Raw genomic sequence first — 23,873 nt, 5'->3', positions numbered from 1 at the left:
TAAGCTTTTTTTCAAAAATTCACCTTTTAATGATTCCTTTGGATTATTTGAACCTTTCGGATCCATTGGGACATTCAGCTCTTCTACTTTTTCATATTCATAAATTACTTCTGTTGTTCCCTCTACATACTTTCCTTCAGTATTTTTTGGCTTTCCTATCAACTTATAGACTGGGATTTCATATTTTACATTTATCAGTGGCCAAAAAATTTATTCTCTGTTTACTCACCTTTTAATAGATATTATATTTCAATAAACTCCTAAGCTTTCTGATCCATATAATTTTAAATATTCTTGGATTGCAGATAGATGGATATAAGTTTTCCCGTACTCTTTTTCCATATAATTCATTACATCAGAGATTTTAGCTACTGCATATATTTCTACACCATATTTTTTTGATGCCTCTTCTAAGGCTGAAAGTTGAGAATCTAATGCTATTTCTTCTCTATCAAGAGCAACCAAAAATGCAGATAATTCTCCACCTTCCTTCTCAATAATTTCTTTTGTTTCTTTAATTGTTCTACCTGAAGTAATAACGTCATCTACTGCAAGTATTTTCTTTCCTTTTAGAGATGTTCCAATAATATTTCCGCCTTCACCATGGTTTTTTGCTTCTTTACGATTAAATGCATAATTCACTCGTAAGCCATGTTTATAAAACAAAGCCATCGATGCAGATAGAGAAATTGGAATCCCTTTATACGCAGGTCCAAAAATAACATCAAACTTAATGTCATTTTCTATAATATTAGAAGCATAGGATTCTCCTAATCTAGATAATTTAACCGAGTCATCAAATGATCCAAAATTAAAGAAATACGGACTATGACGTCCTGATTTCAATTCAAAATCGCCAAATTTAAGAATATTTTCCTCAAAAATGAACTTTATAAATTGCTCCTTATTGGCATTCATTTCACTAGTTGCCTCCTTATTAATAGAAATTACATATATTTATGTGCTTAGGTAGTTATTTCCTGTTTTTTAAACTTATAATATAAACTAGTTTACTTATTATAGGCCATGGATTTAAAAACTATGCTTTTCAGACTAAAGTTTTACTTTCTAGGTTGTCTGTTGTCATAAATTGCTTCGCATTTATCCTTTGTTGAAGCTGTTCTTTTTCTAATAATATTATTCCTCTTTGCTCTAACCAGATATCATCATAAATTTGATCCAAATAGTTTACTCCTGTGTCTGGAATAATTGTCACAGCCGCCTTTGCACTACTATTTTGTAGCCATGCTAATGCTGAAATGACTGATAACCCACCAGAACCACCTATCATAATGCCATACTCTTTAGCTAATATGCGACAAGTTGAAATTGCTTCTTGATCACTTGCTATACAAACTTGATCTATCACTTCTAAATTCGTATTTTGACCTCTCCAGCTCAGCCCGACCCCATTAATTAAGTACGGATTAAATTGATTTTGGAATACAGCAGAACCTTTAACATCACAAGCAATTACATTTATCTCAGGGTTAAATCGTTTGATAAATTTTCCAATTCCGCACAAATGTCCACCTGTGCTTACTGCCCCTACAACAGAATCAATAGGTAAATCGACAATTTCTTTACCAGTAGTTTCAGCATGAAAATTAGGGTTATCGGGATTATCATATTGATTTGTCCAATATGCATTAGGATATTGTGATATGAGTTCTTTCACACGTTGAATTCTCGCTTTTTGGAACCCACCATTTTCATCTGGATTTTTTACCATCTCAACTCGAGCACCATATGCGTTATACCATTTTAATAAGTTAGAACTAATCTTTGGGTCCACAACAATAATTACCTGAAATCCATACACAGCGCCTAACATTGCTAGAGATTTACCCAAATTTCCTGAAGTTGATTCTATTAAAATATCACCTTTTTGAATTTTCCCACTTTTTATAGCAGCTTTTACTAATCCAAGGGCTGTTCTATCTTTTACGCTGAAATTCGGATTAAAATAATCCAGTTTTAAATATAATTTTTTACCATAAGGTACTAAATCACTTTTGAAATCTACTACGGGTGTATTTCCAATGCATTCTGTAATATTATCATATATCATACATTTATCACTCCACGATTTTGATATGCCCTTTTGTGCGAGTTAACACTTTATTACCACTAGAAGAAATCAAAACTGGATCCTCTACATGTAAGGCTCCTAAACCAAACTCATAATATGGTGTTTCTACAGATAAGACCATTCCTTCTTCAATTACATCCTCATTATTTGGAGCAAGTATAGGCAACTCATAAGGCTCCAATCCTATCCCATGTCCCACATGATGTCTTCTATATTCCGTGAAACCAGATTTATAAACTGCATTCATCGTTAAGTCAAAAACATCTGCCCCCTTCATGCCAGGCTGAATCTCTTGCATAGCTATACATTGGCCTTGATAAAGAGCATTAAATTTATCATATTCCGGTTTCATATACTTATATGATAAGACTCGAGCAATATCAGCCCAGTATCCATCACATACAATATCGCAGTCGAACCAAATTAGGTCACCTGGCATTAATTTAATGTCTTTACTTTGTCTCCGCTGACCTCCCACAGCATGTCTTCCTACCTTAATCATCGGTAAAACAGGCAATGCTCCTTTTTTGGCGATAGAACAATTAAAAATGTCTGCTATTTCATATTCACTTATGCCTTCAAATAAATTATTTGTTACATCTTCAATTGCATTTTCAATACAATTTGCCGAATAAGTCAGTGCCTGAATTTCATGATTTGTTTTTATAGATCTAACATGTCTTAAAATATTTGAAACAGGATTTATACTACTTTTCTTAAAATAATTACTAATCGTATTAATATGATTTGGTTGCATTCCGTCTTCATCTATACCTATGTTGCAATGTTCAACATCTATATCTTTTAAAAGAGCAATCAATGCTTCAATTCCATTAGAATAGCTCGCATCAACATTAGATAATAGTTTTAGTTGCTCTTCTTCTTCAGTCAGAGGAACGTTATTTGAATATTCCCTAAAAAAAACTCCATAAGTATATACTTTTCCTACTTGCACTCGTGCATCTAATACTTGATCAATTTCTCCAATAGAATGTACAAGATGCACAACTTCAGGACTATCAATTGTAACAATTGCATAACATTGTCCAAAGTATGGATTTAATGTCTTTACGACTGGCTGAAACCCAGTAAAATAACGAATATTTTCTTTCGTAGCAGCAATAATGACATCTAAATTATTTTGTTTCATCTTATTAACTAAACGTTCTATATTATAAATCAATGTAGTTGTTCACCCCAATATTAATAATTAATCCCAGCTTTTTATTAATTCCAACACTGCTGGAGCTAATAAATTCGCTTCCTTACATTCAATCCAATCCACTTCACTAATCTCTGCCTTAGGTTGAATTTCCCCTTCCCAATCTGCAGAAAAACAAACCAGATCAACTAACGCTTCTTCATTATATGCTGGTCCAGTAACTGTATATAAATATTGAATACTCTTCGGTATTAGTTTTATATTTAATTCCTCACGTATCTCTCTTTTTAAAGCTTCACTAGCTATCTCGCCTTGTTCAATCTTCCCACCTGGTAAATACCAATGCTGATTATCTCGTACCCTTACCAATAACAATTTACTGTTTTCTTTTTTAACGAGACATGCACACTTTATTCGTTTCACTCTTCAAAATCCTTTCCACCATGCTATACATTTGACCTTTTTCATATGAAAGATAATGCCCAGCTGCTATACGCATTGGATCACCAGCATGGTAGTACTCATATACTAATTGACGCTGACCAAAAGCGTCTCCCGAAGCATCCCATGCTAAATTAAGTAGCATCGTTCTTTCTTTTGCATCAAATTCACCAGTTGAAAGAGCCATCATTAAGTAATCTCCATTTTCATTAAAGAAATCTTCATGATGAGGTGTCGCAAGCATAGAACCAGCAGCTAGAGATTGAATGCATTTCACCATTTTTTCATACATTTTTGGGAAATTATATCTAATAGCTTGAATTGCATTAATACTTGGTGTAATTACTCCTTCAGGACTCATATATGCGTCCTGCTCACTTAATACGATACTTGCTTTTAATAACTCTACATAAGATGTTAACTCTCCTAATTTTTCTTGCACATTTATAAATTGATTAAGTTTTAGCATTTCAGCTAGTTTAATTGCAATACCAGTCAATAGTTCGGCCTTTGCAAGTCCCCTTACAATTCCTTGATGTCCTGTATGGTGCCTTGCAAAAGTCTTATCATAAAATTGATTAGATTTTTCTACATCCCTAAATATAAGAACTCTATCCCAAGGAACAAACACTTCATCTAATAATAAGTAAGCATCTATTTCATCAAATTGATTTGTCAATGGATGATCAAACTTATCATATCCCTCTTTCACTAATGGTTTCCTGCAAATTACTTTTAATCCTGGAGAATTTACAGGTATAGTAAATGCTACTGCATAATTCTCATCACCAGCTTTAAGCCCCGGCATATTAAAGATTAGTAGTTCATCTGCAATTGGTGCTAAAGTAACAATCATTTTTGCACCCTTAACCACAATTCCGGATGCATCATAACGCACCACATGTACTCCTGCAAAATCATGCTCTTGTGCACCTAAAGCTTTTGAACGATCAATCTGTGGATTAATTGATCCATGTGCTATAAATAAATTATTTTTCTTTACATGCTTATAATATTGCTTTGCATTTTCAGTGTAATTTGCATATTCCCCGCTTCCGAAAAAACCAGCATGGGCAGATATTGTAGCTACTGCCGCATTAATAAAATCAGGTGTTCTACCAAGCATTCCATAAGATATATCAGCTATTTCTTTATAAGCCTTTCTTTTTCTTTCTAAATCCTCTATATTTTTCGGAACTAGTAAACTAATTGAGCATTGTTGTCCCTCTTCATCTATAAAACTATGCTCTTCTGGTTTCTCATTCTGCAAACTGTAATACTGTTCTACACAATGAATCGCTCCTTCAAATGCTGAGTGTTTTGATACGTCCTTAATTAATTCGCCATTTAAATATACTTTTCGATTATCATTAGTTCTTTCTCTATACAACATTTAAAATACCTCCAAAATTATGAATATTTAGTTTTTCAGAAAAATAATTCTTTTTTAAATCTCACATAAATATATTGGATCTGTATACAATCTAATAGATTCTTTCCAGAGACTTAACATCTCTTTCCAATCTTCTTCTACATAATCTTCACGGATAATAAAACTTAAAGGTACATTTAAGTTTAAAAAACGTCCACAATTTATTGTGAATTTTGTAACACCAGCAGGAAGTAAGATACCTTCTTCTACTACTTGAGCGATTTGTTTTAAACTTAAAGAAGGATAACGAATAACAATACCATCTTCTTTTAACTCATTATTGGAAATACGTTGAAAATGATATTTATCTCTATATACATTTACAATTTGTTTCCACAAATCTACCATTAAGGTCAAATCTAATTGATTCATAAACTTAGAATAAATATAATAATTATTCCCATCAATTGTAATAATCGCTAAAAAATCTTGTTTTTGAATAGGAACATCGCTCCAATATAAATTAGGATTTTCTTTTAAATCTGCAATAAAGTTTCTGTCATTTGGAATATAGTGTGCCCATGAATCAATAGATATCAATTCTGATTCCACTACTTGAACAACCATTCTCTTACAATTTAGAGCTTGCAGAGAAGATGTTCTATGTGCACCATCAAGTATTAAATACTTGCCATTATTTATTTGTAAGGCAATAGGTGGATTCTTTAGCTTTTGTTCATCTTTAATTTTTTTACAAATTGATTTTAACCTCTCTACCTCATATTCTTCATGTAAAAATATTTGTTCGATTGGCACTACCTTTAATGCAGATAACACAGATTTCCCTCCCTAGTTTCTTAAATATCTTGCTAGTAAAAGCAATAAATTCGTTACGCATATTCAATGCATTCTATTTCAATCCATTAATTCATGAGGTTAAACAGATATCAATAGTCTAATAATTCCCAAACTTCCAATGATTAATAATATATCAAACAAAAAATGCAGATTCAATAATATATCAGAAAATTTATTATTTTTTTACAAAAAAGTAATTGTCTGACATCACTCCTCAGATTTCATACATTTCATTTTTCATTCTTCCTCTAAAACTACTAGTATTATCATAAATTTAAAGCTTCTCTCAATTAAAAGTACAGATTACAGTGTAATAAAATCTACTTGGTAATATACTTAGTTTTTATATTTGTAAACTAATATCATCAGAAAAAAACTTGATAAAATTTTGTTAGAATTTTTTTATTATTAATTGATATAAACGTTTGTTATATCAAATTTTATTTTTCAAACAAAAAAAGAGGGAACTATTGTAAGTCCCCCTCTTTCCTTATTAAAAATTATATTAATCCTCTTCATTTAACCCATTTATTCACTATAATATGATTATAATTTTTCATTTTCTTTAAAAGATCTTCTACATTTGTTGAAGAAAGAATTAAACTAAGATTTTCAGGTCTTGCAAATCCTTTTTCAACTGTATGTTGTAACATATCAATTAAAGGATCAAAAAACCCATCAACGTTAAGTAGGCCTACCGGCTTTTTATGTATACCAATTTGTCCCCAAGATAAAACTTCAAACATTTCCTCATAAGTTCCATATCCACCAGGCAATACAATAAATCCATCAGCCATATCATTCATCTTTTGTTTACGTGAATGCATAGAGTCTACAACTATTAAATCCGTAATACCTTGATGCGCAATTTCTTTATCTCGTAAAAATTCTGGGATAATCCCTACCACATTCCCGCCAACTTGTAGGGCAGAATTTGCTACACTCCCCATTAATCCCACTTTTCCTCCACCATAAATTAATGTGATATTTTTTTCACCTAAATATTTACCTAACTTTTCTGCTGCATGTTTATACTCTTCACTTTCCCCATAATTTGATCCGCAAAATACACATATTGAGTTCATAATTTTAACCCCTCATTTCTAAAAATATATTTCTCTATTACTATCGCTAACACTAATAATCATAACAAATAAATTTTATTATTTTCTAAATTATTCTGCATAAAAATATTAAAAAATAAATTTTACATCTGAAAAATCAGCCTAAAAAACATTTGAATAACACCTATCTATGGAATATAATGGGTGAGGCACCCTCGGATTATTCATAAAATACTATTAATTTTAAAAAATAATATTACATACTTATTCTATATTTAACAATTTCATATAAGTAAGGAGATATTTTATTATGTGGATTTTATTCTTAATATTTGCCTTCCTGGCTGGACTTGCTTTACCTATTCAATTTAGTATTAATGCTCAATTACGTACTTTTGTAGGATCCCCCCTTGTAGCTGCGACTATTTCCTTTATAGTTGGGGCGATTACTTTATTTACCATTTCATTATTTAAAGCTGGTTTTAGTTTTAATAAAGGGATTGCTTCTGCACCATGGTGGGTATGGACTGGTGGCGTTTTGGGAGCTTTTTATGTACTGGCTACCATTATTCTTATTCCAAGAATTGGAGCAGGAACCACCGTTGCGTTAGTGCTTGCCGGGCAGATTGTTGCATCTGTATTAATAGATCATTTTGGTCTAATTAATGTGCCTATACATCTATTGTCCTTACCCCGTATTCTTGGTGCTATTTTAGTTATTATAGGCGTTGTACTTATCCAAAAATTTTAATTATCAATCATCTAGAATACACTTTACATTGTTCATTTTAGATAAAGAGTTTTTATCGTTCTTTTTATTTTATTTGAAGGGAAGATTCTAACGATGTATGCAAATATCCGCAATTTATTATTTAAGATGGACCCAGAAAAAGCTCATACGAGAACTATTCATGCTTTAAAAATGATGCAATCATTTTCATTTGCTAGAAATATGTACAATAAAAATATGAGATTAAATGATTCTAGATTGGAATGTAAATTACTAGATATTAAATTTCCTAATCCTATTGGTTTGGCTGCAGGGTTTGACAAATTTGCTGATGTATACCCAGGTCTTGCATCACTTGGTTTTGGATCAGTTGAAGTAGGTTCTATCACACCTAAACCTCAATCTGGAAATCCTAAACCACGCTTATATCGTTTACCTGAGGATACGGCACTTATTAACCGTATGGGTTTTAATAGTGAGGGCTTGAATAGAGCAAAGCAAAACTTTATGACTTTACCACGTCCCAATATTCCTCTAGGGATAAATTTAGGGAAAAATAAAGATACTCCAAACTCAGATGCCACTTTAGACTATCAAAAGGGATTGGAAACACTATATTCCTATGGTGACTATTTTGTCATTAATATTAGTTCTCCAAACACTGAAGGATTAAGAGACTTACAATATGTCGATACTTTAAAACCATTATTAACTTCTATATTAGATAAACGTAATGAGCTGTGTAAAAAACATAATCAATATCGTCCTATTATTTTAAAAATTGCTCCTGATTTAACTCCAGAACAACTAGAAGGAGTTATTTCAATAATTCAAGAGGTAAAAATTGATGCAGTTATCGCAGCGAACACAACTATAAGTCGCACTAATCTAAATTCAAAATTTCAAAAACAAAATGGTGGTTTAAGCGGTAAACCATTAAATCATCGTTCTACAGAAATTATTTCTAAAATCTATCGACAGACTCAAGGAAATTTACCCATTATAGGATCCGGTGGAGTATTTACTGGAGAAGATGCATATGAAAAAATTAAGTCTGGCGCTTCACTTATTCAAATCTATACTAGTATGATTTATCGTGGTCCCTCTGTTGCAAAGCATATTAATCAAGAAATCTTAACTTTACTAGAAAAAGATGGACTCACTAATATTACTGAAGCTATTGGTCTATATCATAAATAAATGCTGCCCTGATTCAAAAATTGAATCAGGGCAGCATTTATTTATGATAACCTTGTGTATTCTTCTTTGGATGTTTAATTTTTATTAGCTATTTTATTGAAGCTTGAAGCTCATTCCAAGTCACTAGTGCTTTACTTGTAGTTTCAATCATATCAATTGCTCCATCAACAGGACAAACAATAGAACATAAATTACACCCTACACAATCCTCTTCACGAACCTTAAGAAATTTACTTCCCTTATCGTTAGTAAGTATCTCAATACACTGATGTGATGTATCTTCACAAGAAATATAACATTTATTACATTTTATACAAACATCATCATTGATTCTTGCTACCACATGATAACTTAGATTAAGATCCCCCCAATTAGAGTATCTTGGTACAGATTTCCCTACTATATCCATCACAGAAGAAATTCCCTTTTCATCTAAATAATTATTTAAACCGTCTAACATATCTTCTATAATACTAAAACCATGATGCATAGCAGCTGTACAAACTTGTACGCTTGTTGATCCCATTAATATAAACTCTACCGTGTCACGCCAATTAGAAATCCCCCCCATACCTGAAATTGGTACATTGATTTCGGGATGACGTGCACACTCTGCAACCATATTTAATGCAATTGGCTTCACAGCTGGGCCACAATATCCACCATGTGCTCCTTTTCCATCTACATGTGGAATGGGATTCCATGTATCAATATTAACTCCCATTAGACTGTTAATTGTATTAATCATACTAACTGCATCTGCTCCCCCCTTTACGGCTGCATATGCGGTTTCTGTAATATCTGTAATATTAGGTGTTAACTTTACAATCACTGGTACTTCTGCTACTTCTTTTACCCAATATGTCTGCTTTTCTACAAGATCAGGTACTTGCCCGGATGCAGATCCCATTCCACGCTCAGCCATTCCATGAGGACAACCAAAATTCAGTTCAAATCCATCAACTCCTACATCTTGTACCCTTTTAACAATCTCGTGCCATTGATGTTGCTTCGGTTCTACCATAAGTGAAGCTATAATTGTATGATTCGGAAACTTCTTCTTTGTGTCATAAATTTCTCTCAAGTTTTCTTCAAGGGGACGATCTGAAATTAATTCAATATTATTAAATCCAGCAACTTTTTTCCCTTGAAAATTTGTAGCAGAAAAACGAGAAGAGACATTTACAACTGGTGCACCTAACGTTTTCCAAACAGCTCCTCCCCATCCTGCCGCAAAAGCCCTTTGTACTTGGTATCCTGAATTTGTTGGTGGTGCCGATGCTAGCCAGAACGGATTAGGAGATTTTATCCCTGCTAGGTTAATAGACAAATCCGCCATTATAAAACCTCCTTCATCATTCCATCTAATTTGTAACCAAACACATATTTATGAATAGCATATGCTGTTTGTTTACCTTGCTCTGCCGCACTAACCACCATTGCTTCACCTTGACCATCACCAAAAACAACATCCCCTGCAGCAAAAATTTTTGGATTAGATGTTTGGTTTGTTTTTGGATTGATTTTAACAATACCTTTATTATGAAGGAGACCAAATTCTTCAATTAATTTAATATAACGCGTCTGCCCAATCGCCTTAATTACTGCATCCACTTCAATAATAAATTCCGAACCCTCAATAGGAATTGACCTACGACGCCCAGAAGAGTCTTCTGCTCCCAATTCCATACGTATACATTCCAATTGCTTTACATGTCCATTTTCATCACCAATAATTCGTTTTGGTTGTGTTAACCACTTAAATTCTACTCCATCTTGTTTAGCAAACTCATATTCAAATTGATATGCAGGCATTTCTTCCTGGGTACGACGATAAATCATTTTTACATTTTCAGCTCCCAACCGAACTGAACAAGTTGCTGCATCAATTGCTGTATTTCCTGCACCAATAACTGCAATACGCGAACCTAAGAACCGACTAGTGGGCTCTTTACTTTTTGTATCTTCAACAAATTGGATTGCATCATATACTCCCTTCAAATTTTCCCCTTCTATATTAAGATTTGGTACAGAAGACATACCAATCGCTAAAACAATTACGTCAAAACTATTCATTAGTTCTGATACTATAATATCCTTACCCACTTTTGTGTTAGTAAGAATTTTAACACCTAATTTCTTAACTTGATCAACTTCCCACAGTGATACTTCTTGCGGCAATCGAAAAGATACTATTCCATAAGTATCCAATCCCCCAGCTTTTTCTTTTGCTTCAAAAATTGTAACAGTATAGCCTAACCTTGCTAATTCTCGCGCAGCTGATAAGCCTGCTGGGCCACTCCCAACAATAGCAATGGTTTTCCCTTTTTTTTCTCCTTCCTTAAACAACTGGACTTCATTTTTCATTGTCCAATTTGTAACATGGCGCTGTAAATCTCCTATCTTTATTGGTTGAGATGCTTCATTTAATACACATGCCCCTTCACATAGTTCTTCAGTTGGACACACTCTTGCACAAGTTGCTCCAACTGGATTAGCCTCAAAAATTACGCGAGCAGACCCTTTTAAGTTATCTGTAGTAATCTTTTTAATGAAAGAAGGAATATCTATGCTTGTAGGACAAGCTTTTATACATGGAGCATCGTAACAATATAGACATCGATTTGCCTCTTCTATTACCTCTTTAAATGTTAAATCTGGTTTCACCTCAAGAAAGTTATGTTTTATATCTTCTATCGCACTATAAACTTTAGATATTTTATTCATACCTTCTCCCCCTCAGTAACAATTTAATTAGTAAATTTCAAGCTATCTTACTCAATGAAAATCTATATGCACATACCATTGCTTATAAATAAAAAAGGATAAGACAATTCACTGTATCTTATCCTCTATTTAGTTTCACACTTTATAAATTTTGAAAAGACAAAATGGAAACTAAAATTTTTCTTCAATCTTATTTGATTACAATTCTATCTCAAAATAAACTACCATTTATTTTCTAATTTTTGATTTAATAGCTCTAATAGTTCACTTGGTGTATTAAATACAAAATTTGGCTCCTGTATAACTAGTTTTTCAAACATACCTTCTCCCCATAATGCTGCTCCACTCTTCATTTGAGAAGCATGAGCAGCTTGTATATCAGTAATTTGATCGCCAATATACATGCATTGTTTAGGGTCTATATTTAATTCCTTAGCTGCTTGAATAAGTGGTAAAGGATGCGGTTTACTTTCTACACAATCTTCTACCGTTAAAACACTCTGAAAGTATGAGTGAATTTTATTATTTTCCAATTCACTATTCGCAAAATGTTTCAACTGTGATGTAACTATTCCTAATTTATAATCCTTCATTAACAAACTCTCAAGCATATTTTCTATCCCATCATATAGCTTCACTTTATAAATATTTTCTTGATAATAGTGAAGAATATGAGATTTAATTAAATCCGATTTATCAGGGAATCGGCTTAAAAATAGAGCTATCGGCTTTCCAACTAGTTCTTCTTTCTCCTCTACAGTTAGTGGTCTCCCTAATACCTCTTTAAAACCAAAATTATACGCCTCTTTTGCTAACCATTCACTGTTAACTAATGTGCCATCTAAATCCATTATGATAGCTTTCACTATTAGCACTTCCTTACATTTTCTTTTCTATACGCTTCTAAAGCCTTAATTGTTGTAAGTGTTAATGGTTTTGGCAGATCATTTAAAGAAAACCATCCGATTTCAAGTATCTTATCTGGTTCCATTCTTTTAACTACGCCATCATTTACCGTTGCAGTATATGTTGGACAAACCCAATGCACTTCTTGTTCTTTTATAATATGATCTGTTACGCATAATAAAGATTCTAATTTTATATCTAAGTTTGTTTCTTCTTTGATTTCTCTAACAACTGTATCTTCTACAGTTTCCATCCACTCTACTTTTCCTCCTGGAATACTCCAGTGCATTCTCTCAGGATTTGTATTACGTAATATTAATAGTAATTTCTCGTTTTCATCAATAATAAATGCTCCTACTCCAACTCTTGGATTCAAATAACCACTCCTAACTTTTTACTAATTCTTTATTTCTGGTATGAATATCTCTAGCTATTACTACTCCAGTAGTCGCGGCTTGAATAATCCCTCTTGCCCATCCAATGGCATCTCCAGCTACATAAAATCCTGAAATATTCGTACGTAAATGTTCATCTACATGTACTTTATCCCAACATAATTCCCATACTGGGGCATGTAGTAAAGTATCTTTTGTAATTAACTTATTTGATAAACCAGATAATTTCCCTAAAAAGCTTTCTATATGATTTGTTACATAATCAGGAAGTACCCATCTTAAGTTAACCGGTGTAGCTTCTGGAAGCGTTGATTGGATTGAATTATTTTCTAGCCCCTCCTTACTTGTAGGACGATTTGCAATAAAGTCTTCGTATCTCTGTACAATCGTTCCCCCATAACCCGAGGCCCTATTAATTGCTTGTATAATTCCCAATTGCATTCCCATTGGATCAACATAATCTGGGAAACTTTGTCTTACTAACACACCAAAATTCGCATTATCAGATTTTTTATCTCTAAAAGAAAATCCACTGATTGTACAAATTTTTTCGTTAGGAACATAAGAATCATAGTAACAATTAACTAGATATCCTCCATTACACATACAAAACGTTCTTACTTCAGCTCCATCATCCATCTTCGTTTTTATTTTAGCGTCTAAATGAGTTTCCGACAATGCAACTATACCTTCTCTTTCAGTTTCCACTCGAACACCTAATTCAATTTCATTAAAAGAATAATTTACATTTAATTTATCCATTATATTTCTTAAAACATGACCAGAAGCTTTTCCAGTTGCCATGACTAAATTACTTGAAGAAATTTGATACTCTTCTCCCCTTCTATTTCTTAAAGTAGAGATAAAAATATCTTCTTTCTTTTCTACGCTTTTTAATTTTGTTTGGGTTAGTAGATTTAGTCCACCATTGACTAACTCCTCTTCTAGCTCAATACAATATTCAATAATACCTTCTGTACCAATATGATAGACATCATAACATTTCCAGTCTAATTTATTATCTGTAGCCTGTTGTATCATACATGAATCTTGCGATTCATCTGCTTTTGTTTGCTTAATTCCATCATTATTCATTTTAGAAATAAATGGGTCTAAAACATAATTATTTAATTCAATTACTTTTTCTTCGCTTCCAAGAAGCTTAACTAAACCACTACCTGCTGGAAAAGATGATAATTTTCCATCTGAATACATTCCAGCACCACCAACCCCCTCAACAACATGACAAATATTACATTGTGTACAATTCCCTTTATTAACCAAAGGGCAATATCTCTTTTTAATAGATCTTCCACTATCAACTAAAGCTACTGTCTGATTAGAAATCCCTAGTAATTCTTTTGCCAGAAATAATCCAGCTGGTCCTGCACCAACGATAAGTACATCAACATGTTCAATCATAATTTCCCCCTGTAAAAAATGTAATATATAACCATATAAAACGGATTCTACCACAATTTTACAATTTATAATTTTATAAATAAAAGACGGAATTTTCAATATAAAACACTATCCCAAAGACATTTCCTCCCTTTATATAATTAAATATATTTTTATTCCTTAGCTTTTTACTTTTTAAGCGTATGAAAAGCGATAGCCACGGTAGGTGTAGAGCCATAAACTTTTGATAGCTTGATAATAAGGTTGGGGAAGAAAATAGATTGGGAAAATTGATCCATTCGTTTCCTGTTTAAAATATCAACAGTATTAACGGAATAGCCATACTGAACATCTTACTTTGAAGTAAGACTCAGGAAGACGAAAGATTACTTTTGCCGTGAAACTGGGAAGCTTTTACTCCAAGGTTTACTAAAAAGCAATTAGTTTATGAATCTTTTCTACTAAATATAAATCGACAATAAAGTGATTAAATTTAAAAACTCAAACAAGTATAACCCCTTCCTAAATTTAGGAAGGGGTTATACTTGTTTGAGTTTCGATGTAAAATACTTCACTACACTAAGAACACAACAATATATTCATTTAAAAATCTATTTAACTCTTCCTAATTAACCAATTATTCTGGGAAAATAAAGCTAGAGTCCCCTTCACTATTAGCGGAATCTTCTTTTGGGAATGTAATAGTTGATCCTTCATTTCCCTTATTCCCTTTATTTATCTCTTGTTCCTCAGGAAATACAATGGAAGAATCATTACTTAAGTTTGGTAAAAAACCCAGTTTAGATAAAATGGCTTTTAAGTCAGGTAAAACACCAATTTTATCAGAGATTGGATCGTTAGATTTCGTTCCAGTACTAGGGTCGCTTAAAATATTTCTAAGCTGGCTTGGTGTATATACTTTTCCCTTATTATTTTTTGCAATTCCTTGAATTGATGCAGCAGCACCAGCAATAATAGGTGATGCGCTAGATGTTCCACTAAAGCTAGAAGTATATAGATTTGTTGTAAATTCACTTGGTTTAGCATCTGTAGTATCAACTGCATTCCCCCATCCATACACATCCACTCTACTACCGTAATTAGAGAAATATGAACGTTTATGAGGAACCCTTGCAGAAGCTGCTCCAACCATAATTGCCCCTGAATCTTTAAAATCAGGACTATTACGATTTAAAACTTGTTTACCATTACGGTCTCTGAATTGATCTAAATCGTTTCCGCCGTTTGCACCTGCTTCAATAATAATAATTCCTTTATTTGCTCCCAGACGAATTGCATCAAATATATCCGGTTTTACTTCTACAGGAAGATAGTTCTTATCTCCATATCCATCGTAAGTTGCTTGTGCCTCTAGTAAAAGAATATCTCCAGCTTGCATATTGTTAACCGCACTTAAAATAGCATCAGCTGTATTATAATTTCCGTTATCCCTAATTTGAGATACAACCTTTACCTTAGCTTTGGGTGCGATTCCAATTCCGCCTATGTTATTATCCTCTGCCGAAACAATTCCTAAGACTGAAGTACCATGATCATGGTGCTCGCTTTTATTCTGTCCAGATATCAATTCAATCTTTTGATTCACTAAATCCTCATGACTAAATAACCATCCATACTCCATATCTACGAATGTAGTCCCTTTTCCATCCCCACCTTTTATGCTCCAGGCATAAGGTGCATTAATTCCTAATGGTGCTGGTTCAAGATAACCTTGTCTTTTAAGTCTAGGCTCATCATATGGGTTAACAGATAAATTTGGTAAACGCTCTGCTGGTGAAGCCTCTTCTTCCTGTAAATACGCCGTTTCAACAAGAGATGATTTCTCAATTTTTGTAAGTAACGCTTGTACATCAATACCATCTTGAGTTTCTACAATATAGTAGTTTAGCAAATTAGAAGAAATATGATCAGAATCTTTTATTTCTTTACCTAGATTTTTAATTTCTTTAGGATTTAAAGAATTAAAAAGTCGATTTATAGTTACATTTGGATATTCAGCTAAAATTCCAATGAATTCAGGATCTTGTTTTTCTTCTTTAATGAATTTTTCTATTCCATCCTGATATGGTAAATTCGCTTCATTTTTAAATTTTAAAATTAATTGTTTAGTAGCTTGTTTATGTACAGTAGAATTCAATTGCTTATTTGAATAATTGTAAGTAGCTGCGTAGGCAACTTCTGATTTTTCACTTGGAAGTATACCACCTACTCCATTAAATGCTGTTAATGCAATTGAAGAAACTAGAATTCCCTTAAAAATTTTCAAAACGCGCACCTCTTTTTATTAATATATAATTATAAAAAAATGTATATTACCTAATTTCTTTCTAGAAATATATTTTATATGTAGGTCTATATTTTCAACTCCATTCATTCTTAAATATTTGTTTATACATCATTCATAGAACTAACTCATGTCAATCCTATTAATTCAGCTACAAACCTGTAACTATTATAGTTACAGGTTTGGTGAATAGTCAACCCTATATGTAATTTTGCATTGAAAATCATAGATACTTCTATAAACTTACCCTTAATTATTGTAAGAGAGATTGAGCTTCTATCATTTTAAGTAACTGCATATATGTAATATAAAACATATATGGGGGGTTAAAACGTGGTAATTTCAAGACAAGATTCTTGGACTAATGATAACGATTTACTTCTCGCATCAACAGTACTTCAGTATATTCGTAACGGTGGAACACAGTTAGCTGCATTCAAAGAAGTAGCAAAACTACTAGCTAGAACACCCGCAGCTTGTGGATTTCGTTGGAATTCATATGTGAGAAAACAATACCAAGACGAAATCCAACAAGCCAAACAACACCGAAAAGTGGGAAACAGCATTCCTCTCTCCCAACCAGAAAAAGAAACAAACTCTTTGTCTATTACATTAGATGACATTATTCTCTTTCTACAAAATTATAAAGATATAAATGAATTGACAATTTTACAAAATCAAATTGAAGATTTAGAAGCTGAGAATCAATCCCTTCTACAACGTTTAACTATGTATGAAGAAGAGTATCGTATGTTACTGAACCATATCGATAAGACAAGAAGTTTAATTGTAGTGGATTAAACAGTATAACTATTTTGATTTTTCAGTAGGACCTTCGCCCTCCAAAATTACTTTTAATAAAAGAAATTTTGCCTCTTGCAATTGATAATAAGTAAAATACACATACATAATGTATGTGTATTTTTAATTGGACTATTATTAAAAGAAATGTTTAGTCTATGTTACATCTTTTCTAATATTTCTTGTCTTTCGCACCATTTCGTTAGCTTTTCTAATGCTTTTTTAGATAAACGTTTTGTTTTATAATTGCAAAATCTAGATAATGTAGACGGAGAAATACTAATTTCATCTGCTATTTCACGAATGCTTACTTTTTTTTCATTGTGTACTTTCAGTATTTGTTCACGGATCTTCTTCTCTATTTGTTCGACTGATTCTACAGTCTTCTTTACTTCTTTAACAACTGTTACTTCAGGTAATTGTTCTTGAAGTTCTTCTATACATTTCTTTCCGATTACCCTATCCATTGATTGCAGCATTTCCTCAGGCGGTAAAATCGTTATTCCTAAATTAGCGTAATAGTTTTTAAACCAATTACGTTTCCCAATTTGTTGTTCATCAAGTGGATCACTATACTCCCAATGAGAGATTACTTTTTCATTTTCTAAATCCATTAGAACATTTTCCAACTGTTCTCTAATGCGATTCGGCTTCCAATCTTTTGGGATATCCATTACTGCTAGCAGCCCTTTGTCCCCACCTATAGAATATGGCTTTTTCAATGATGAATACATTTGTCTAATTCTCCATTGCCATGTTAAGTATCGAATTAACCTTTTATGATATTTGTGTCTATAACTATTGTATTCAAGTGCTTTTTTAGATAATAAAGCTGTTGTATTATTTGATCCGTATAAGTAATTGGTTAAAAAGCTGCCTGGCTTAATACGACAAGACTCAATGCCCATGTATTCATTAGTAACACTATGTCTCCACAATACAACTGAATCTAATACAAATAACCTTTTGATTACTTCACGTTTTAATTCTAAACGTTCTCCATCATCATCACGGTCATTTAATACTACTACCTCATTATCATCATTTAAATAGATAAAAATGCTTGCTAAAGCCGCAATTCTCTTTGCTATTTTAATTTTATCTTCCGCTCTATAGTATTCTTTATTTTTGACTACTGTTTTTGGGATGTTGCACATCTCTAAAACTTGCTCATAAGAAAAATCAATGAATTCGTCTGGAGATTTCGCTTCGTTTATCCATTGTATTGTAATTGCATCTAAACAATCTGCCGTTAAATCATCCATATTACTCATTACATCATCGACAAGGGTATTCCACCGAGCAGCTTCTTCTATATTTGTAAGTCTTAAATCTTCATCTTTATGTGAAGAAAGTTGAGCTACACCATTAGAAGATTTGGTTTCAATTGGATATTGTAAAACCTTACTTAACTCATCTTCTTCAAATTGATTTTTTGCAATCCCATCTCTTAGCTTATAATAGACAGCAGAGTTATTTACCTCATAATAATCCTCATGGTTTACTATGCTTGTCTTATCTATATTTTGATCATTTTCTACTACTATGGAACTTGAAGGTGCTACATCTTGAAATTCTTTTTCTATAAATCCTTCGATTTCTTTATATATTTCTTCCTTATAGGAATCAATTTTCGCATAAATTTGTACTAATGTAATACCGGATTCTTGCTTTTTTTCTAGCCAAGACACTAATGCCGTAAATGATGGAGATGCATGAGATGAGGTTAATACTTTATTATTATTGTTTTCAACATCTTTAAAGTAGGCATTCCACTTATTCCATACTAGCTCATTTGTTTTATAAATTGGCTCAGAGATTAACAATGCATCTCGAAACATTTGTAATAAATTATCCACTTTATATTCCTCCCTAAACCATGGATCATAACAAAGTAGTTTTCATCATAAAATTCCTTACTACTATTATATTTAATTTATTGTAACAGATATTTACAAGATTTTGCGTCTTTCTTCCCCTAACTCATCATCTTGCAACATATTTGCTCTTTCTCTTCCTATTTCTTCTCTACTTGCATTCCTTTTGCGCTTTGCTTTCCCTTAGTCCTCAATTTGCAACATGGTTGCTCTTTCTCTTCCTATTTCTTCTCTACTTGCATTCCTTTTGCGCTTTGCTTTCCCTTAGTCCTCAATTTGCAACATGGTTGCTCTTTCTCTTCCTATTTCTTCTCTACTTGCATTCCTTTTGCGCTTTGCTTTCCCTTAGTCTTCAATTTGCAACATGGTTGCCTTTTCTCTTCCCTATTTCTTCATTACTTGCATTCCTTTTGCACTTTGCTTTCCCTTAGTCCTTAATTTGCAACATGGTTGCTCTTTCTCTTCCTATTTCTTCTCTACTTGCATTCCTTTTGCGCTTTGCTTTCCTTAACTCATCAACTTGCAACACGTTTGCAGTATCCTTTCCCTATTTCTTTCAACGTAAGCCCCCATTCAAACAACGCATATAAACACGCAGCACCTCCTGGTACGATACATGTATCAATAAAAGGAGGTGCTTTTCCTATGCCACAACAAAAACTAACCATTGTTCCCGTTACATTACATACCGAAAACGAAAATAATTCTGCAACAAAGCCAACAGTGCTTTCCTCCAATCCTACTTGCACGATTAAAACAGCAAACGCTGAAATTTCCTTCTTTAACGGTGTAGATGAGCATATCATCCAAGCGGTCATGAGGGAGTTGAAAAATGGGTGAAACACGACTATACAAGTGTTAAAAACATTTATATCATTTGCGGTAAGACAGATATGAGAAAAGGAATTGATGGGCTTGCCACACTGATTCAAGATTCTTTCGAACTTGATCCATATGGCGATTCCATTTTCTTATTTTCAGGGTGGAGTAAAGACCGCTATAAATGTCTGTATTTTGATGGTGATGGCTTCGCCATGCTGTATAAGCGTTTGGATAGTGGAAAACTTCAATGGCCAAAAGATGAAAATGAAGTACGCCATCTTTCACAACAGGAGCTTCGCTGGCTCCTTGAAGGGTTATCCATTCAGCAGCCAAAAGCCATTCAACCATCGCCAAAAGGTGCGTTCTAAATTCGTTCAAGTCGTTATTTTTATCTTTATTTTCACTGTTCGAACTGATTATAATAGGAGGAACGAAACTGAACGAAACTGAACGAAAGTGGTGAATGATGTGACGAACGTTTCTTCTACGAATGAAAATCAATCTGAGAAATTAATTCGATTGCTTGAAGATCAATTAGCTCATTCGAATCAACAAAATAAAGAGTTATCGAAAAAGTTGGATCAATCGTTGAAACAGATTGAATCGTTAACGCAACAACTTCAACACTTAACCAAGCTCTTATATGGCTCTAAAACAGAAAAATCCAAATACAATACGCCCGACGGGCAAGTGTCCTTATTTGAGGATGACCCGTCTTTTACTGATCCTGAGCACACAGAAGAACAAAGCCAACAGACCATTTCTTATACTGTTGTACGAAAAATTCAACCAAAAAAACGAAATGATTCCTTGCGTGAAGATATTGAAATAGAAGCTATTCACCATCATCCAGCAAATACAATCTGTGACGGTTGCCATGATCAAATGATAGAAATGGGCAGTACAATCGTGCGTGAAGAGGCGAAATTTATTCCTGCGAAAATGATGAAAGTTCAACATATTGAACACGCTTATGAATGTAAAAAATGCAAAAGCGATTCATTACAAAAAGGGCAGATTAAACGTGGTAAAGCGCCACAACCTCCCATTCAACGTAGCATCGCAAGTCCTAGCGTACTTGCCAAAGTGATGTATGATAAATTTTCACAATACTTACCTCTTTACCGTCAGGTAAAGGAATGGGAGCGTTATGGCCTGAACACGAATGATAAGAACCTTTCCAATTGGGTCATTCGTGCCTCACACGATTGGCTATTGCCTATTTACGAACGAATGAAGTCTTTGATGATGGCTAAAACCATTCTACATGTCGATGAAACGTATTCACAAATTATCAACCGTTCCGATGGCAAATCTGGTCAGTCTAACGCCTACAATTGGGTCTATCGAAGTGTGCCCAGTCAAGGTCCAACGATTGTCCTGTTTCAAAGTTCATTATCACGTGCTCGGTCTGTTCTCGAAAGCTTCATTGAAGATTATTCCGGAACGATTGTCTGTGATGGTTATTCGGCCTATGACAAAATAGAAGGCGTCACCTTCGCAAATTGTTGGGCGCATGTTCGCCGTTATTGGATGAAAGCGAACAGCAAGAACGGACAAATCGGTGTCAGCTATTGTGATGCTTTGTATCGACTTGAAAGGAAATTCAAGCATCTGTCTCCCAGTAAGCGAAGAAAGAAACGTCAAAAGTTTGCGTTGCCAATCGTTAAGAAATTCCTTGACTGGGTTGAAAAATCACCATTCTACGGCAAAAATGCGCTTGCAAAAGCAGCTGAATATACTCTGAACAGAGCGAATGGACTAAAAGCATTCTTGAAGGATGGCCGTATCGAAATTGATAATAATCCAGCCGAAAATGCCATTCGTCCAAATGTGATGGGTCGAAAAAACTGGCTCTTTTCCGTCAGTGAAGCTGGTGCAAAAGCCAACGCCATCTGTTTAAGTATCGCAGAAACGGCAAAAGCAAACGGAGTGGATTTCTATCGTTATCTCTTGAAGTTACTGACGGATTTTCCGAATCTTGATATCTATCAACATTCGGAAATTTTAAATCAATATATGCCTTGGTCAAAAATGATCCAAGCAGAATGTGGCAGATAAAATGAAATCACCGTATATCTGATTAAAAAAATCATGATATACGGTGATTTATGATGCGTACGGTTAAGGTATGCTTATTTTTTATAGTTCGGGCTTACAAAAGAAAAGCATTACCTCAAAGGAAGTAATGGATGAAATCGTTCTCCTTTAATTAGTCTCCTTGCTAACCTAATTTCTGTTTCTCTAGCTGCTTGGTAAAAATATCCTCTTATAGTTGCTTCAAATCCTCCAGGTCGTTGAAAAACTTTCCTACAAAAAATCTATTATAAATTTTCCATTAGACGTTTTTTGATTAATTCATAATCGTCCCTAGTAATACCAGGAGCAAATTCTTCAGGTAACTCCTCTAAGTTTGGAATTGGTCCGCCTTCAGGAGTACCAATTTTCACTTCAAGCGGTTGCCCATTTTCCGGATTTGTTCCTTTCCAAATCATTCCGATATCCCTGTATTCTGTTTCGCTCCATGTGAATAGCACATTGCTTAAGCCTTTTTCTATGAACGGTCTGGCATAATCAAATTTTGAGTTATCAAGATTTGGAACTGGAAGCATTTTCGTCAAGTCTACCCCTGTAGCAATTTCGATTGCTTTCGCATAGGCGAGGATATGTGTTCCTCCACGAACAAGTAAATACCCAATCATGGTTCTAGCAACTGGGTTATCAGTCATCTCATAAACTCTCATTTTATGTGTACGTGCACCAATCTCTAGAAAAAAGTTATGTGTTAAATCTAAAACCAGATTTCCACTATTAAAAACATTATCACCAGTCCAAGGTCTTCCCATTGAATCACCTGGTATAGCCGTTTGAGCTGTAGAAATAAAATGGTGGGTGTTTCTCGCATCCTTCCCATTTTGAAGTGGAGTGATATCCGGATTCCCTGGAAAAGTATTACCTACCGATAACAAATTAATCGTATTAGAAACAAGTTCTACATGACCAAATTCTTCTGCTGTAATGCTTGCCACTAACTCATAGAATGGTTTTAGCTTTTTTTTATTTCTGAAGTTAAAAGACTGAAACATATAGTTATTTAAGGTAGACATCTCCCCAAACTTGCCACCCAAGAGTTCTTGTACTGCTGCTGCAGCATTCATATCGCCGTGTGCGGGTATAGGAAGTTCAATTGCCAATTTATTTATTCTTTTAAACATTATTTCCCCTCCACTTCCTTTTTGTTAACCAGGAAAAACCCAAATAATTTGCTCGGTACGAATAAAAAAGGGAGTTCCGTTAGATTCGACAACAATGTGATCTGGCAATACATTTTTCAAGGAGCCACGAACGCTACCTCTTATGGTTTGAACAGTAACAATTTTACCAACAATGGTTGTTAATGTCTGATAAACATATGGATCATAAAAGCTTAACAGGTTGTTGTTTGTCATTTAGATCCTCCTATTCTAAAGTCATTCTTACTGAGTATATGTTTCTCGATATGAAAAAAGACTGAAAAACAACTGTTCAATTTGACTCTTGTTGTTAAATACTATCCTGAAAATAATAAACGGCAATAGCACATTTTTTGCAATACGAAACTAGGCCTAGCAATACCCAATTTTTTAAACTGGACCTAGGAATGACTAATCTAATCCTTTTATGTACGAATTTATACTATGGCTCGCATACGCCGATGTAATTGACAATAAAATTGAAAAG

The 23,873-nt window shown here is 33.5% G+C and carries 22 protein-coding genes and 1 pseudogene; 6 read left to right on the top strand and 17 right to left on the bottom strand.

Annotation, left to right across the window (positions count from 1 at the left end; genetic code table 11):
• Positions 1-249: 249 nt before the first annotated feature.
• The 7 genes from pyrE to J0835_RS27860 all read right to left on the bottom strand — a co-directional run bounded on the left by pyrE (position 250) and on the right by J0835_RS27860 (position 7,010).
• Entirely contained in the window at positions 250-918 is a 669-nt protein-coding gene (gene pyrE, locus J0835_RS27890) for an orotate phosphoribosyltransferase (RefSeq protein ID WP_000993282.1), read from the bottom strand.
• 130 nt (positions 919-1,048) lie between these two features.
• Complete coding sequence (locus J0835_RS27885) at positions 1,049-2,071, bottom strand: PLP-dependent cysteine synthase family protein (RefSeq protein WP_000638692.1); 1,023 nt, start codon at positions 2,069-2,071, stop codon at positions 1,049-1,051.
• A 7-nt stretch (positions 2,072-2,078) separates the two neighbouring features.
• Positions 2,079-3,275: a M24 family metallopeptidase gene (locus J0835_RS27880; RefSeq protein WP_000639936.1), complete on the bottom strand. Its 1,197-nt coding sequence runs from the start codon at positions 3,273-3,275 to the stop codon at positions 2,079-2,081.
• Between the two features lie 27 nt (positions 3,276-3,302).
• Positions 3,303-3,677 (bottom strand): NUDIX hydrolase, encoded by a 375-nt coding sequence (locus J0835_RS27875; protein ID WP_046199359.1) that lies wholly within the window; start codon positions 3,675-3,677, stop codon positions 3,303-3,305.
• Positions 3,646-5,088, bottom strand: coding sequence for a 4-hydroxyphenylacetate 3-hydroxylase family protein (locus J0835_RS27870; protein WP_000966858.1), 1,443 nt, complete (start codon positions 5,086-5,088; stop codon positions 3,646-3,648). The genes J0835_RS27875 and J0835_RS27870 overlap by 32 nt, the downstream gene beginning before the upstream one ends.
• Before the next feature lie 54 nt (positions 5,089-5,142).
• Positions 5,143-5,904 carry a ParB N-terminal domain-containing protein gene (locus J0835_RS27865; RefSeq protein WP_062821619.1) on the bottom strand — a complete coding sequence of 254 codons (762 nt, stop codon included), beginning with the start codon at positions 5,902-5,904 and terminating at the stop codon, positions 5,143-5,145.
• Between the two features lie 536 nt (positions 5,905-6,440).
• The gene (locus tag J0835_RS27860) at positions 6,441-7,010 is read right to left on the bottom strand and encodes a TIGR00730 family Rossman fold protein (protein ID WP_001084317.1); all 570 of its coding nucleotides are present in this window, start codon (positions 7,008-7,010) and stop codon (positions 6,441-6,443) included.
• Positions 7,011-7,299: 289 nt separating this feature from the next.
• Here J0835_RS27860 and J0835_RS27855 point away from each other — a divergent pair, with 289 nt between their 5' ends.
• Both J0835_RS27855 and J0835_RS27850 read left to right on the top strand, forming a co-directional pair.
• Entirely contained in the window at positions 7,300-7,740 is a 441-nt protein-coding gene (locus J0835_RS27855) for a DMT family transporter (protein ID WP_000264901.1), read from the top strand.
• A gap of 93 nt (positions 7,741-7,833) precedes the next feature.
• Positions 7,834-8,919 (top strand): quinone-dependent dihydroorotate dehydrogenase, encoded by a 1,086-nt coding sequence (locus tag J0835_RS27850; protein ID WP_062821618.1) that lies wholly within the window; start codon positions 7,834-7,836, stop codon positions 8,917-8,919.
• 88 nt (positions 8,920-9,007) lie between these two features.
• Here the strand turns inward: J0835_RS27850 and preA are convergent, their stop codons facing one another.
• The 6 genes from preA to J0835_RS27820 all read right to left on the bottom strand — a co-directional run bounded on the left by preA (position 9,008) and on the right by J0835_RS27820 (position 16,635).
• Entirely contained in the window at positions 9,008-10,258 is a 1,251-nt protein-coding gene (gene preA, locus J0835_RS27845) for an NAD-dependent dihydropyrimidine dehydrogenase subunit PreA (RefSeq protein WP_062821617.1), read from the bottom strand.
• Entirely contained in the window at positions 10,258-11,646 is a 1,389-nt protein-coding gene (locus tag J0835_RS27840) for an NAD(P)-dependent oxidoreductase (protein ID WP_061531285.1), read from the bottom strand. The genes preA and J0835_RS27840 overlap by 1 nt, the downstream gene beginning before the upstream one ends.
• 221 nt (positions 11,647-11,867) lie before the next feature.
• Entirely contained in the window at positions 11,868-12,512 is a 645-nt protein-coding gene (locus J0835_RS27835; RefSeq protein WP_000644049.1) for an HAD family hydrolase, read from the bottom strand.
• 2 nt (positions 12,513-12,514) lie between these two features.
• Positions 12,515-12,928, bottom strand: coding sequence for an NUDIX hydrolase (locus J0835_RS27830; RefSeq protein WP_001069632.1), 414 nt, complete (start codon positions 12,926-12,928; stop codon positions 12,515-12,517).
• A gap of 10 nt (positions 12,929-12,938) precedes the next feature.
• The gene (locus tag J0835_RS27825) at positions 12,939-14,369 is read right to left on the bottom strand and encodes an NAD(P)/FAD-dependent oxidoreductase (RefSeq protein ID WP_000569550.1); all 1,431 of its coding nucleotides are present in this window, start codon (positions 14,367-14,369) and stop codon (positions 12,939-12,941) included.
• 616 nt (positions 14,370-14,985) lie between these two features.
• Complete coding sequence (locus J0835_RS27820) at positions 14,986-16,635, bottom strand: S8 family peptidase (RefSeq protein ID WP_000688768.1); 1,650 nt, start codon at positions 16,633-16,635, stop codon at positions 14,986-14,988.
• A 351-nt stretch (positions 16,636-16,986) separates the two neighbouring features.
• Between J0835_RS27820 and J0835_RS27815 the strand changes: the two genes are divergently transcribed.
• Positions 16,987-17,454 (top strand): RsfA family transcriptional regulator, encoded by a 468-nt coding sequence (locus J0835_RS27815; protein WP_000237083.1) that lies wholly within the window; start codon positions 16,987-16,989, stop codon positions 17,452-17,454.
• A gap of 161 nt (positions 17,455-17,615) precedes the next feature.
• On the opposite strand, the gene J0835_RS27810 is transcribed toward J0835_RS27815, so the two are convergent.
• Positions 17,616-19,313, bottom strand: a complete 1,698-nt coding sequence (locus tag J0835_RS27810; protein WP_000369389.1) for a helix-turn-helix domain-containing protein — start codon at positions 19,311-19,313, stop codon at positions 17,616-17,618.
• A gap of 663 nt (positions 19,314-19,976) precedes the next feature.
• Here J0835_RS27810 and J0835_RS27805 point away from each other — a divergent pair.
• From J0835_RS27805 to tnpC, 3 genes are all read left to right on the top strand, one after another.
• Positions 19,977-20,171, top strand: a complete 195-nt coding sequence (locus J0835_RS27805; RefSeq protein WP_039238838.1) for a hypothetical protein — start codon at positions 19,977-19,979, stop codon at positions 20,169-20,171.
• Positions 20,168-20,521 (top strand): IS66 family insertion sequence element accessory protein TnpB, encoded by a 354-nt coding sequence (gene tnpB / locus J0835_RS27800; RefSeq protein WP_140384346.1) that lies wholly within the window; start codon positions 20,168-20,170, stop codon positions 20,519-20,521. The genes J0835_RS27805 and tnpB overlap by 4 nt, the downstream gene beginning before the upstream one ends.
• A gap of 100 nt (positions 20,522-20,621) precedes the next feature.
• A complete protein-coding gene (gene tnpC, locus J0835_RS27795; RefSeq protein WP_088029994.1) occupies positions 20,622-22,214 on the top strand; it encodes an IS66 family transposase in 1,593 nt (530 codons plus the stop codon).
• Positions 22,215-22,342: 128 nt separating this feature from the next.
• Here tnpC and J0835_RS27790 read toward each other — a convergent pair.
• The 3 genes and pseudogenes from J0835_RS27790 to J0835_RS27780 form a co-directional block, all read right to left on the bottom strand.
• Positions 22,343-22,459: pseudogene (locus J0835_RS27790) on the bottom strand (cell wall hydrolase); the annotation flags it as partial.
• A gap of 18 nt (positions 22,460-22,477) precedes the next feature.
• Positions 22,478-23,368: a manganese catalase family protein gene (locus J0835_RS27785; RefSeq protein ID WP_031538344.1), complete on the bottom strand. Its 891-nt coding sequence runs from the start codon at positions 23,366-23,368 to the stop codon at positions 22,478-22,480.
• Positions 23,369-23,392: 24 nt separating this feature from the next.
• The gene (locus J0835_RS27780) at positions 23,393-23,602 is read right to left on the bottom strand and encodes a YuzF family protein (protein WP_088029881.1); all 210 of its coding nucleotides are present in this window, start codon (positions 23,600-23,602) and stop codon (positions 23,393-23,395) included.
• Positions 23,603-23,873: the final 271 nt, after the last annotated feature.

It is taken from the genome of Bacillus cereus group sp. Sample62 (assembly GCF_036851315.1).
Taxonomy (GTDB): domain Bacteria; phylum Bacillota; class Bacilli; order Bacillales; family Bacillaceae_G; genus Bacillus_A; species Bacillus_A wiedmannii.
The sequence above is the reverse complement of the archived record's forward strand: the minus strand, read 5'-3'. Positions and strand labels throughout refer to the sequence as shown.

Coding starts and splice junctions, on each gene's coding strand:
- J0835_RS27870 (WP_000966858.1), bottom strand. CDS start 5,088: ATGTTGTATAGAGAAAGAACTAATGATAATCGAAAAGTATATTTAAAT.
- J0835_RS27885 (WP_000638692.1), bottom strand. CDS start 2,071: ATGATATATGATAATATTACAGAATGCATTGGAAATACACCCGTAGTA.
- preA (WP_062821617.1), bottom strand. CDS start 10,258: ATGGCGGATTTGTCTATTAACCTAGCAGGGATAAAATCTCCTAATCCG.
- J0835_RS27825 (WP_000569550.1), bottom strand. CDS start 14,369: ATGATTGAACATGTTGATGTACTTATCGTTGGTGCAGGACCAGCTGGA.
- pyrE (WP_000993282.1), bottom strand. CDS start 918: ATGAATGCCAATAAGGAGCAATTTATAAAGTTCATTTTTGAGGAAAAT.
- J0835_RS27785 (WP_031538344.1), bottom strand. CDS start 23,368: ATGTTTAAAAGAATAAATAAATTGGCAATTGAACTTCCTATACCCGCA.
- J0835_RS27840 (WP_061531285.1), bottom strand. CDS start 11,646: ATGAATAAAATATCTAAAGTTTATAGTGCGATAGAAGATATAAAACAT.
- J0835_RS27780 (WP_088029881.1), bottom strand. CDS start 23,602: ATGACAAACAACAACCTGTTAAGCTTTTATGATCCATATGTTTATCAG.
- J0835_RS27860 (WP_001084317.1), bottom strand. CDS start 7,010: ATGAACTCAATATGTGTATTTTGCGGATCAAATTATGGGGAAAGTGAA.
- J0835_RS27855 (WP_000264901.1), top strand. CDS start 7,300: ATGTGGATTTTATTCTTAATATTTGCCTTCCTGGCTGGACTTGCTTTA.
- J0835_RS27805 (WP_039238838.1), top strand. CDS start 19,977: ATGCCACAACAAAAACTAACCATTGTTCCCGTTACATTACATACCGAA.
- J0835_RS27850 (WP_062821618.1), top strand. CDS start 7,834: ATGTATGCAAATATCCGCAATTTATTATTTAAGATGGACCCAGAAAAA.